The sequence below is a fragment of the Streptomyces sp. DH12 genome (assembly GCF_020873895.1).
Lineage (GTDB): Bacteria > Actinomycetota > Actinomycetes > Streptomycetales > Streptomycetaceae > Streptomyces.
Window position 1 is genome coordinate 79,054 of the sequence record NZ_JAHWGT010000004.1, and the last position, 11,556, is coordinate 90,609.

Below are 11,556 nucleotides of genomic sequence, written 5' to 3' on the forward strand. Positions count from 1 at the left end.
GGACGGCGAGGGACCGGTGCGTGCCACCTCCCACCCCTCCCCCTCGCACGTGCGCCGCCGCGCCGGTCACCACCGCGCGGCCGCCACGCGTGGCCGGACGCGAGCGTCCCGGCCGCGGCGCGCAGCAACGAAGGACGTTTCCATGCCCACCCACATCAGTGCCGTACGACACCGTGCCGCCGCCCCCGACGACGACCGGATCACCGAGCTGGCCCTGGCCGCCGCTCAGGGCGACGCCACCGCGACGGAGGACTTCATCGCGGCGACCCACCTGCACGTCTGGCGGTTCATCACCCGCGCGTGCGGCGACGCCCACAGCGCGGACGACCTCACCCAGGAGACCTACCTGCGCGCGCTGCGCAGCCTGCCGCGGTTCGCGGCCCGCTGCCACGCCCGCACCTGGCTGCTGTCGATCGCCCGCCGGGTGGTCGTCGACCGCTACCGGTCGAACGCCGCCCGCCCGCGCCTGGCCGACACCGCCGACTGGCAGGCCGCCGCCGAGCGCGCCCAGCAGACCGGGCTGCCCGGCTTCGACGAGGGCGTGGCCCTGCTCGACCTGCTGGAGTCGCTCGACCGGCCGCGCCGTGAGTCCTTCATCCTCACGCAGGTCAAGGGGCTCTCCTACGAGGAGGCCGCCTCCATCGCCGGCTGCCCGATCGGCACGGTCCGCTCTCGCGTCAACCGCGCCCGGCAGAACCTCACGCACCTGCTGAAGTCGGCCGAGGAGGACGCCGCCTGAGCCGGGGGCGGCCGGGCACCTGACACCCCGGCCGCTCCCTCCCCCGGCCGCCCCTCCCCCGGGGCGGCCCGCCCCTGGCCCGCGCCCGCGGGCCGTCGTTCAGTCCGTGCGGGCCGGCAGCACCGGCAGCAGCTCCGGCAGCTGCCCGTCGGACGCCGCGGCCGCCGCCCGCCGCTCCTCGGGGACCTCGCCGTACAGGGTGGTCCGGGGCCGCGCCGGGCGGCCCGCCGCCTCCGCGATGGCGACGAGGTCGCGCACCGACCGGTAGGAGCCGTAGCCCGACCCGGCCATCCGGGAGATCGTCTCCTCCATCAGCGTGCCGCCCAGGTCGTTCGCCCCGGACCGCAGCATCCGCGCGGCGCCCTCCGCCCCGAGCTTGACCCAGCTGGTCTGGATGTTGCGGATGTGCGGGTGGAGCAGGAGCCGGGCCATCGCCGTGACCGCCCGGTTGTCGCGGACGGTCGGGCCGGGCCGGGCCACGCCGGCGAGGTAGACGGGCGCGTTGGTGTGGACGAACGGCAGCGTGACGAACTCGGTGAACCCGCCGGTCTCCTGCTGGAGGCGGGCGAGGGTCCGCAGGTGGCCGAGCCAGTGCCGGGGCTGGTCCACGTGCCCGTACATCATGGTCGACGAGGAGCGGATGCCCAGCTCGTGGGCGGTCCTGATCACCTCGATCCAGGTGGCCGCGGGCAGCTTGCCCTTGGTCAGGATCCAGCGCACCTCGTCGTCGAGGATCTCCGCGGCCGTGCCCGGGACGGAGTCGAGGCCGGCCTCGCGCGCCGCCGTCAGCCACTCGCGGACCGACATCCCGGTGCGGGTCGCGCCGTTGACGACCTCCATCGGCGAGAAGGCGTGGACGTGCATGCCGGGGACGCGTTCCTTCACGGCCCGCGCGATGTCGAAGTAGGCCGTGCCGGGCAGGTCCGGGTGGATGCCGCCCTGCATGCACACCTCCACCGCGCCCACGTCCCACGCCTGCCGGGCGCGGTCGGCGACCTGGTCGAGGGAGAGGGTGTAGGCGTCGGCGTCCGTGCGGCGCTGGGCGAAGGCGCAGAAGCGGCAGCCGGTGTAGCAGACGTTGGTGAAGTTGATGTTGCGGGTGACGATGTACGTCACGTCGTCGCCGACGGCCGCGCGCCGGACGTCGTCGGCGATCCCGCAGAGCGCGTCCAGGGCGGGGCCGTCCGCGTGGAGCAGGGCGAGCGCCTCGCCGTCCGTCAGCCGCGTCGGGTCGTCGGCGGCCGTGGCCAGCGCCTGGCGCACGTCGGTGTCGATGCGTTCGGGCACCATGCCGGGGGCGGCGGCCTCGCGCAGGGCGCCCCAGTCGCCGTACACCTCGTCGAAGTCCTCGCGGCGGTCGCCGGTGCGGCCGTCGGTGTCGATGGTGCGGTGCAGGTCGGTGCGGCCGGCGGCGGTGAACGCCTCGTCGGGCTCCTGCCACGGGCGGCCCTCCACCACGGCGTCCTCCCGGGCCAGGCCGGTGGCCGGGTCGGCGAGGGCGGCCACGTGCGGGCGCAGGCGCGGGTCGAGCCAGGGCTCGCCGCGCCGGACGAACTCCGGGTACACGCAGAGCCGTTCACGCAGCTCGAAGCCGGCGGCGCGGGACCGGGCGGCGAGCTCCTCGATCCGCGGCCAGGGCCGTTCGGGGTTGACGTGGTCGATGGTGAGCGGGGAGACGCCGCCCCAGTCGTCGACGCCGGCGCGGATCAGCCGCTCGTACTCCGCGTCCACCAGGTTGGGCGGGGCCTGGAGGCAGGCGGAGGGGCCGAGGACGTGCCGGGCGACGGCCACCGCGGCGACCAGGTCGTCCAGTTCCGCGTCGGGCATGCCGCGCATCGCGGTGTCCGGCTTGGCGCGGAAGTTCTGGACGATCACCTCCTGGATCCCGTGGTAGGCGCGGGCGACCCGGCGCAGCGCGAACAGGGACTCGGCGCGCTCCTCGTACGTCTCGCCGATGCCGATGAGGAGGCCGGAGGTGAAGGGGACGGAGGAGCGGCCGGCGTCCTCCAGGACCCGCAGCCGGACGGCGGGTTCCTTGTCCGGGGAGCCGTGGTGGGGGCCGCCCGGCTCGGACCACAGCCGGGTCGCGGTCGTCTCCAGCATCATGCCCATCGACGGGGCGACGGGCTTGAGCCGCTGGAAGTCCGTCCAGGACAGCACGCCCGGGTTGAGGTGCGGGAGCAGACCCGTCTCCTCCAGGACGCGGATCGAGATCGCCCGCACGTAGGCGAGGGTGTCGTCGTAGCCGTGCGCGTCGAGCCACTCGCGTGCCTCGGGCCAGCGCTCCTCCGGCTTGTCGCCGAGGGTGATGAGGGCTTCCTTGCAGCCGAGGGCGGCGCCCTTGCGGGCGGTGTCGAGGACCTCGTCGGGCGACATGAACATCCCGTGCCCGGCGCGGCGGAGCTTGCCGGGCACGGTGACGAACGTGCAGTAGTGGCACGTGTCGCGGCACAGCCGGGTCAGCGGGACGAAGACGCTCTTCGAGTACGTGATGACCCCGGGCCGCCCGGCCGCCTCCAGGCCCGCGTCGCGCACCCGGGCGGCGGAGGCGGCGAGCCGTTCGAGGTCGGCGCCGCGCGCCTGGAGCAGGACGGCGGCCTCGGCGACGTCGAGCGCGACCCCGTCACCGGCCCGCTTCAGGGCGCGGCGCATCGCGTTGTCGGTGGGTCGGCTTCCGGTTCCCGTGGAGGTCATTCCCCGAGGATACGAGCGGTGTCAGAGGTACCGCGCCCAGTCGTCCAGAAGCCGCAGCACCTCCGGCTCGGCGGCCGGGGGCAGTTGCAGGACGACCTCCTCGACGCCGAGGTCCGCGTAGTGGGCGAGCTTGCCCGCGTCGGGCCGCACCGCGTACGGGACGACCCGCAGCGCCCGCGGGTCGCGCCCCGCCCTCTCCCACGCCTCGCGCAGGGCGGGCACCGAGCGGGTGAGGCCGCTGCCGCCGATGGGCAGCCAGCCGTCGGCGTACGCGGCGACGTCGGAGAAGAGGACCGGTCCCGCCGCCCCGCCGAGGAGGATCCGCGGCGCCCCGCCCCGCACCGGCTTGGGGTGGGCCAGCGACGCCGCGACCGACGCGAAGCGCCCCTCGTACGCGGTGGGCTCCGCGGCCCACAGCGCCCGCATGACGGCCATGTGGTCGCGGACGCGGGCGCGCCGGGTGCGCCACTCGACGCCGTGGTCGGCGGCCTCCTCGCGGTTCCAGCCGAAGCCGACGCCGAGGGTGAGGCGGCCGCCCGAGAGGTGGTCGAGGGTGGCGACCTGCTTGGCCAGCACGATGGGGTCGTGCTGGGCGACGAGCGTGATGCCGGTGCCCAGCGCGAGCCGCTCGGTGACGGCCGCGGCCTGGGCGAGGGCGACGAACGGGTCGAGCGTGCGGCCGTACTCGCGGGGCAGCTCGCCGCCGGCCGGGTACGGGCTGGTCCGCGCGGCCGGGATGTGCGTGTGCTCGGGCAGGTACAGGCCGGCGTAGCCGCGCTCCTCCAGAGCGCGTGCGAGGCGGACCGGGGTGACGGTCTCGTCGGTGAGGAAGATCGTGGCGGCCAGGCGCATGGGCGTTCCTTCCGGTGCGTCGGAGGGCGTCCGCGGGGATCGTACGCGGGTGTCCGCGGGTAACCCCCGGGGCGCCGCCGGTGTTCCCGTTCAGGTTGGCGAACGGCGCGTAGACGGCGCGGTTCACGCCACGTACGGTCGTCACGTCGCCCCCCGGGAGGGGGTGCGGGACGGGGGTTTCGCATGAGGGCGCACCAGGATCCGCAGTCGGGTCCGCGTCGGGATCCGCTTCGGGGGACGGATCCCTTTCCGGCCGATTCCGCGGGGGTCGCGCCCGCTCGGGACGCGTCCGCTCCGGACGCGTCCGGCGTCCCGGTCCGGCACACCCCCTAGGGGGTCGTCTCGTCGATCGGGCCGGATCAGCGAGCGCCGGCAGCCCGGCGTGATCGGCGAGACGCCCCCTGGGGCCTGAGCCCACCGGTGCCCGCAGCCGTCCGGCTGCCGCTCACCCCTGCCCTTCCGCGCCCGGCCCCGCGCCGGGCGGCATCCCCGACCCCTTCGCCTTCCGGCAGCCGCGACGCGCGGCGCATCCGTGTACCAGCGAACGAAAGGTCTGACACGTGCGGGAGTACTACGACGTCGTGATCATGGGTGGTGGCCCGGCCGGGTCCACCCTCGGCGCCCTGCTGGCCCAGCGCACCGACCTGCGGATAGCCATCTTCGACAAGGAGGTCTTCCCGCGGGAGCACATCGGCGAGTCGTTCGCCCACCCCGTCGTCCCCGCCCTCCAGGAGAGCGGGGCGCTGGCCAAGGTCCTCGCCAGCCCGTGCTGGGTGAAGAAGTTCGGCGGCGTGTACGCCTGGGACCCGGGGAAGCCGGCCGTCGCCCTCTTCGACCAGGGCCCGTTCGAGAAGGACGGCGTGCGGCGGTGGACGATGCACGTCGACCGCGCCGAGTTCGACCACATCCTGCTGGACCACGCCGCCGACGTGGGCGTGGAGGTCTTCCAGGGCGTGGCGGTCACGGCGTACGAGCCGGAGGGCAACGGCGGCCTGGTGCGGCTGGGCGACGGGGGCGCGGTGCGCGCCGGCTACTTCGTCGACGCGTCGGGGCGCCAGAGCAGCGTCTCGGCGGCCCGCAACAAGCGGGGCTGGCTGTCGAACTTCAAGAACATCGCCATCTGGCAGCACTTCACCAAGGGCGCCCAGACGCAGAACCTCGCCGAGGACTGGAACATCTTCACCGAGGACAACCTGTCGCCGATCGGCTGCTTCGCCTTCCGCGACGGCTGGTGCTGGTACATCCCGGTGCCGAAGGTCATCGAGGGCAGGCGGGTGCTGACGCACTCGGTCGGCATCGTCACCAACCCGGCGGTGCTGAAGGAGCCGGGCCGCGACTACACCGACCAGAAGCAGTTCCTGGAGGCGGTGCGGCAGGTGCCGTACCTCAAGGACCTGATCACGCGGGCGGAGCCGGTCGCCGAGACCATGCTGACCGCCACCAACTACTCGCGCGTCAGCGACGAGTTCGCCGACTACGACGAGCGGCACCTGCTCGTGGGGGACGCGGCGTTCTTCGTCGACCCGCTGTTCTCGTCGGGCGTCGCGGTGGCGCTGACGCAGGCGGCGGCCGCGGCGCTGCTGATCCAGAAGACGGTCGACGGCAGCCTGGACGAGACCGACCAGCGCCACCTGTGGCAGGACTACAACGCCAAGTGGCACGGCACCGCCGAGACGTTCGCCCTGATGATCGACCAGTGGTACCACGCCATCGCGAAGAACAACCCGGGCAGCGTCTACTGGAACACCCGCGGCACCGGCGCCGACCTCGGCATCCGCGAGCAGACCTTCGACGCGCTGCTCAACACGGCGTTCCAGCCGGCGCTGCTGGAGGTCATGACGCACGGCACCCGCAAGGTCGAGGACCTGGACGCGGCGGGCCCGTACCTCACCGCGACGGCGCTCGCCGAGCCGGCGGAGCTGACGGACGACGCGCTGGTGTCGCTGGCGCCGACGACGGTGATCCGCGACAGCGTCACGTTCGTGGTGCCGGGCTTCAAGGCGACCAACCCGCCGGCCAACGTCCGGCTGCCGCAGGCGGTCATCGACGGGATGTCGGAGTACTGGCGCAACCCGATCACCCACGCGGACGCGTCGCCCTCACCGCTGCGGGACACCGTCCCGTGCCGGCGGATCCACTCCGCTGACGACCCGCACGGCCCGACCATCGACGCCGACCCGCTGCGGGACGGGGTGGACGAGCTGTGGAAGCTCCTGAGCGAGGGGCCCGTGAAGTTCGGCGAGATCGCGCCGCGCCTGACCCCGCCGCAGCTGCGGCTGGTGAAGCGCATGTGCGTGAGCGGCTTCCTCACGGTCCAGCCGGCGGCCTGACGCCCGGCAACGCCGTACCCCCGGCCCCGCGCCCCGGAGCCGGGGGCCGGGGGCCGGGGGCTTGGGGCCGGGGGCTCGGGGTCAGACGCCGGTGGTGCCGTCGACGAGTTCGCGGATCGCGTCGAGGTGGCCGTTGTGCCGGGCGGTCTCCTCGATCAGGTGCATGAGGATCCACCGCAGGGTGACGTGGCGGCCGTCCCTGACCGGGCGCTTCGCCACCGCGTCGAGGCCGTGGTCGGCGACCAGGCGGCGGTGGCGCTCGGCGTGCGCCCGGTACTCCGCCACCAGCTCCTCCAGCGGCACGTCGAGCCCGACGCGCATCTCCCGGTCGGGGTCCTCGGGAGTCCAGGGCGCCCGGTCCTCCTCGCCGAGGAAGACCGCCTCGAACCAGTAGTGCTCGACCCAGCGCAGATGGCTGATGATCCCGGCGACGGTCATCAGCGGCGACGCCGGCAGGGGGGCCGTGCGGGCGCCCTCGTCGGAGAGGCCCTCGCACTTCGAGGCCGCGGTCTCGCGGGTGTAGTCGAGGAACGTGGTCAGGTAGGCGCGCTCGTCCTCGGACGGCGGCGTGTCGCTGCGAGTCATGGGTCGCATGGTCGCGCCCCGCACGCGCCGGTGTCGAACGAATACCCGACCGCCGCGGAGGCCGCGACCGCACGGCGGTCGCGGCGCGCACGGCGGCCGGGGTGCGTACGGGCGGCCGGGGTGCGTACGGGCGGCCGGGGTGCGTACGGCGGTCGGGCGCGTACGGGCGGTCGGTCAGTCGTTGACCGCGGTCAGCAGGAACGCCGCGTCGGTGACCGCCGTGATGCTGTGCCGCTCGGGCGGCACGAGGTACAAGGCGCCCGACTTCAGCTCGGTCTCCTCCGTCGCGGTGTTGACGGTGACGGCCCCCTGCAGGACCTGGAGGGAGGCCGCGGGGGGCGCGTTGTGCTCGTCGAGCCGGGTGCCGGCGGTGAGCGCGATGACGGTCTGCCGCAGCGGCCGGTCGCGCAGCAGCAGGTTGGCGCTGCGGCCGTGCTCGGAGCGGTGGGCGGCGGCGAGGTGTTCCTCGGCGAGGGCGTTCAGGTCGTGCTGGGCCATGGCACCACCCTGCACCCGTCGGGCCGGACCCGCACCGCCGGCGCGTACGGGCCGGTGACCGGGGGCGGCGACTCGGGTGGGGGTGGTGGGGGCCGGGTCAGTCCTCGGCGACCAGGGCGGGGGTCTCCTTCGTCAGGACCTCGCCCCGGAAGAACGCCGGGCTGCGGCGGTGCATCACGGCCATGATCACCGCGCCGGCGAGCAGCAGGCCGACACCGATGACGAAGACGGAGCCGACGCCGAGGACGGAGGAGCCGCTGCCGTAGGCGGGGTCCCACATGTCGGTGAGGGTCTGCACGAACACGGCCGTGAGCATCAGGCCGCCCAGCCCCGGCAGGACGCCCCGGACGAGGAGGTGGCGGGCCGAGCGGGTCAGGTCGCGGCGGAAGAACCAGACGCAGGCGAAGGCCGTGATCGAGTAGTAGAAGCAGATCATCAGGCCGAGCGCGTAGATGGTGTCGACCAGGACGTTCTCGCTGACCAGGGTCATCACGGAGTAGAACACGCCGGTCGCGACGCCGGCGACGACGGTGGCGCGGCCGGGGGTCTTGTGGACCGGGTGCACCTTCGAGAAGGCCGGCGGGAGCGCCTCGTAGGTGGACATCGCCAGGGCCGTGCGGGCGACGGGGATGAAGGTGGTCTGGAGGCTGGCCGCGGCGGAGGCGAGGACCGCGACGAAGAGCAGGACGCCGAGGCCGGAGCCCATGATCGGGGCGGCGAGGGCCGCGAAGACGTTGTCGGAGGTCTCGGGGTTGCCCAGGCCGAGGCCCTCCTCGCCGATGCCCGCGTACATCTGCACCGCGACGGCGACCATCAGGTAGGAGGAGACGATCACGACGATGGCGAGGAGGGCGGCGCGGCCGGGCGTGCGGGCGCTGCCGACGCTCTCCTCGTTCACGGACAGGCAGGTGTCCCAGCCCCAGTAGATGAAGATCGACAGGGAGAGGCCGGCGGTGAAGGCGGCGAAGGAGTCGACCGCGAAGGGGTCCATCCAGGACCAGGAGAAGGACAGGGAGCCGGTGGCCTCGCCCGCCCCGGTCACGGCCATGCCGGCGAACAGGACGATCACGACGAGCTGGAGTCCGACGAGGGCGTACTGGAGCCACTTGGTGGCGGTGATGCCCCGGTAGCTGACGAAGGTCGCGGCGGCGACGAAGGCGAGCGTCGTGAGGATGTGGACGGCCTTGTTGTCGTCGAGGGCGGCGATCGAGGGGCTGCCGGTGATCTCGCCGGCGGTCAGCCAGAAGAACGACGTGGCGACGCCGGCCAGGTTGGACAGCACGACCACGGTGGCCACGAGGAGGCCCCAGCCGCACATCCAGCCCACCTTGGGGCCGAACGCCTTCACCGACCAGGTGAAGGAGGTGCCGCAGTCGGGCACGGCCCGGTTGAGCTCCCGGTAGGCGAAGGCCACCAGGAGCATGGGGAGGAACCCGGCGAGGAAGATCGCGGGCATCTGGAGGCCGACTTCCCCCACGGTCGGGCCGAGGGTCGAGGTCAGGCAGTAGACGGGGGCGACGGTGGAGATGCCGATGACGGCACCACCCGTCAGCCCGACGGAGTTCCCGCCGAGCCCCTTGGTGCGCACACCGCTGTTCTCGCCCGTCGCGTCGACGTTCCTTACCGTGTCTCCGGCCGGGGGCCGGGCTTCCACCTGAGTCATGTGCAGGACGGTATGGGGTGCGGTTTCCACATCCGGAGGATCGAACTCCGCGATCTTTCCCTTCGGTTGTGCGGGACGAAACGGTCCCCTGGCAGAGAATTCATGGTCCGTTGCGGCTTGAACCATGTATCCCGGGGTCGCCTCGCAGGGTGTTCGCCATACGGGAACCGTAGGTGTGTCCGTTTTGCCCCTTTGAAAAATTTCCCGTGCCGGTTTTCCCGGCCTCCCACCGGGACCGTCCGGCCCGCCCCGGCCCGGTCCGTACGGCCCGCCCCCCGCACGGTCCGCACGGCCGCCCGGACCGCGAGGCGCTCACGCGGGGCGGGTCAGGTCCGAGGGGTCGGTGTTCGCGCCGCACAGCACGACCGCCGTCCGCTCGCCCTCCGCGGGCCCGTAGGCGCGCAGCCCCGCCAGGGCGGCCGCGGCGGCGTGCTCGACGGCGACGCGGTGCTCCTCCCACAGGTCCCGGCGGGCCCGCACGATCTCGGCGTCGGGCACCAGCACCGAGCACACGTCGTACCGCTGCGCCGCGTGCAGGGCCAGCGGGGTGACGCGGCGGGCACCGAGGGCGTCGGCGGCGACGGACTCCACGGGCACGTCGACGACCTCGCCCGCCGCGAGGGCCGCGTTCAGGGCCCGGCAGCGCTCCGGCTCGACGGCGACCACCCGCACCCCGTACCGCTGCGCCGAGGTGGCCACCCCGGCGAAGAGGCCGCCGCCGCCGACGGAGACGACCACCGTGTCCAGGTCGGGCAGGCGCCCGTGCAGCTCCTCCATGAGGGTGCCGGCGCCCGCCGCGATGAGCGGGTGGTCGTACGCGTGCGAGGCCAGCGCCCCGCTGCCGGCGGCGTGCTCCCGGCACGCCTCCAGCGCCTCCGCGTACTCGGCGCCCACGAGCCGCACGTCCGCGTCGTAAGCGCGCAGCCGCGCGACCTTCACGGCCGGGGCCCCGGCGGGCAGGAAGACGGTGGCCCGCACGCCCTGCCGGCGGGCGGCCCAGGCGCAGGCCAGCCCGGCGTTGCCGCCCGAGGCGATGGTGACGCCCGCGTCGGGCAGGGTGCCGGCCTCCTGGTGGGCGCGGATGAAGTTGACGGCGCCGCGCGCCTTGAACGTCCCGGTGTGCTGGAGGAACTCCAGCGCGTACCAGTTCCGGTCGTCCGCGCCGGGCGCGACCGCCAGCGGCCGGACCCGCCCCGCGACCCGCTCCGCGGCGGCGGTCACGTCGGCGTGGCTGAGGAGATCCATGTCAGGACCATACGACGAGCCGGCCACAGGTCGTGAGGCCCAGGAAGAAGGCGAACGCGACGCGCCGGCCGGGTCCGCGGTTGGGCGCCACGGCGTGGAAGTGGGCGGGGTCGAACAGCAGCCCGTCGCCGACGTGCGGCGGCAGCTCCACCCGCTGGTGGCCCTCGACGGCGCCCGGCCCGTAGCCGTACGCGTCGCGGTGGCGTTCGTCGGCCGGCTCCCAGCGGTGCCGCCACACGGTGGTGGCCCCGCCGTCGGCGACGCTCACGTACAGGTTGAAGGCGAGCTGCGCGATGACCCGCTGGTCGAAGAGGCCGCCGGGGAACTCGCGGTTGATGTCGTCGTAGTGCGTCAGCAGCCCGGCGTTGATCTCCCGCAGCGTGCCGCCGAAGGTGGCCCGCCCGTCGACGGTCGCGGGTGCCACGGCGGCGCCCCAGGCGGCGCCGAGCCGGGCGAGGGCGATCGCCACCGGGTCGGGGCGGATCCCGGCGCGGTTCCACTCGGCGCGCGCCGCGTCGGCCTCGGCCCAGTACCGGTCGGCGTCGAGGACGCCGCCGGGCAGGCGGTGGTCGTTGAGCGCGGGACCGAAGCGCAGCACCGGTGTCGGCACGCGCCCCGGGTCGTACGGCGCGGTGTGCAGCCGGTCCAGGGCACCGGTCACGGCCCGGCAGGTGGCCGGGTCGAGGAACCCCGGGACGCGCACGGCGGCGAGGGTGCCCGCCGCGAGGCGGGCCAGGTGGCCACCGGTGAACGCGGGGGCCTCCGTGACGGTGAACAGCGGGTCGGACAGGGCGGGCGCCCCGGTGGGCGCGGTCGGCGCGGTGACCATCTCGCCTCCTCGGCCGGAGGGCATACGGCACTTTCCGACCGTACGACGCGCCGCCGCGACCCGCCTGTCGGGGCGTCGACCCGGGTGGCGGCCGGTAGCCGAAAACACCCGTACGGGCCGT

Annotated in this window: 9 protein-coding genes; 2 read left to right on the forward strand and 7 right to left on the reverse strand. The window is 74.2% G+C overall.

Translation table 11 applies throughout. From position 1 onward, the window contains the following. The first annotated feature begins 142 nt into the window (after positions 1 to 142). A complete protein-coding gene (locus LPA54_RS04805) occupies positions 143 to 739 on the forward strand; it encodes a sigma-70 family RNA polymerase sigma factor (RefSeq protein WP_228974079.1) in 597 nt (198 codons plus the stop codon). Positions 740 to 838: 99 nt separating this feature from the next. Here LPA54_RS04805 and LPA54_RS04810 read toward each other — a convergent pair whose 3' ends face one another. After that, positions 839 to 3,433 (reverse strand): bifunctional FO biosynthesis protein CofGH, encoded by a 2,595-nt coding sequence (locus LPA54_RS04810; protein ID WP_228974081.1) that lies wholly within the window; start codon positions 3,431 to 3,433, stop codon positions 839 to 841. A 21-nt stretch (positions 3,434 to 3,454) separates the two neighbouring features. Next, a complete protein-coding gene (locus LPA54_RS04815) occupies positions 3,455 to 4,285 on the reverse strand; it encodes an LLM class F420-dependent oxidoreductase (RefSeq protein WP_228974083.1) in 831 nt (276 codons plus the stop codon). Positions 4,286 to 4,845: 560 nt separating this feature from the next. Between LPA54_RS04815 and LPA54_RS04820 the strand changes: the two genes are divergently transcribed. Beyond that, on the forward strand, positions 4,846 to 6,615 hold the full coding sequence (locus LPA54_RS04820) for an NAD(P)/FAD-dependent oxidoreductase (protein WP_228974084.1): 1,770 nt from the start codon (positions 4,846 to 4,848) through the stop codon (positions 6,613 to 6,615). Between the two features lie 81 nt (positions 6,616 to 6,696). Here LPA54_RS04820 and LPA54_RS04825 read toward each other — a convergent pair whose 3' ends face one another. From LPA54_RS04825 to LPA54_RS04845, 5 genes are all read right to left on the reverse strand, one after another. Beyond that, positions 6,697 to 7,200: a DinB family protein gene (locus tag LPA54_RS04825; protein ID WP_228974085.1), complete on the reverse strand. Its 504-nt coding sequence runs from the start codon at positions 7,198 to 7,200 to the stop codon at positions 6,697 to 6,699. 174 nt (positions 7,201 to 7,374) lie between these two features. Beyond that, a complete protein-coding gene (locus LPA54_RS04830; RefSeq protein ID WP_228974086.1) occupies positions 7,375 to 7,698 on the reverse strand; it encodes a cupin in 324 nt (107 codons plus the stop codon). 97 nt (positions 7,699 to 7,795) lie between these two features. Further along, positions 7,796 to 9,361 (reverse strand): APC family permease, encoded by a 1,566-nt coding sequence (locus LPA54_RS04835; RefSeq protein ID WP_228974087.1) that lies wholly within the window; start codon positions 9,359 to 9,361, stop codon positions 7,796 to 7,798. 312 nt (positions 9,362 to 9,673) lie between these two features. Then, complete coding sequence (locus tag LPA54_RS04840) at positions 9,674 to 10,606, reverse strand: serine/threonine dehydratase (RefSeq protein WP_228974089.1); 933 nt, start codon at positions 10,604 to 10,606, stop codon at positions 9,674 to 9,676. A 1-nt stretch (position 10,607) separates the two neighbouring features. Further along, positions 10,608 to 11,435 (reverse strand): proline hydroxylase, encoded by an 828-nt coding sequence (locus LPA54_RS04845; protein ID WP_228974091.1) that lies wholly within the window; start codon positions 11,433 to 11,435, stop codon positions 10,608 to 10,610. Between the last annotated feature and the right edge of the window lie 121 nt (positions 11,436 to 11,556).

Bases quoted from the DNA above. Each gene is read 5' to 3' on its own strand.
- LPA54_RS04835 (WP_228974087.1), bottom strand. From the start codon at position 9,361: ATGACTCAGGTGGAAGCCCGGCCCCCGGCCGGAGACACGGTAAGGAAC.
- LPA54_RS04815 (WP_228974083.1), bottom strand. From the start codon at position 4,285: ATGCGCCTGGCCGCCACGATCTTCCTCACCGACGAGACCGTCACCCCG.
- LPA54_RS04805 (WP_228974079.1), top strand. From the start codon at position 143: ATGCCCACCCACATCAGTGCCGTACGACACCGTGCCGCCGCCCCCGAC.
- LPA54_RS04840 (WP_228974089.1), bottom strand. From the start codon at position 10,606: ATGGATCTCCTCAGCCACGCCGACGTGACCGCCGCCGCGGAGCGGGTC.
- LPA54_RS04845 (WP_228974091.1), bottom strand. From the start codon at position 11,435: ATGGTCACCGCGCCGACCGCGCCCACCGGGGCGCCCGCCCTGTCCGAC.
- LPA54_RS04830 (WP_228974086.1), bottom strand. From the start codon at position 7,698: ATGGCCCAGCACGACCTGAACGCCCTCGCCGAGGAACACCTCGCCGCC.
- LPA54_RS04810 (WP_228974081.1), bottom strand. From the start codon at position 3,433: ATGACCTCCACGGGAACCGGAAGCCGACCCACCGACAACGCGATGCGC.
- LPA54_RS04825 (WP_228974085.1), bottom strand. From the start codon at position 7,200: ATGACTCGCAGCGACACGCCGCCGTCCGAGGACGAGCGCGCCTACCTG.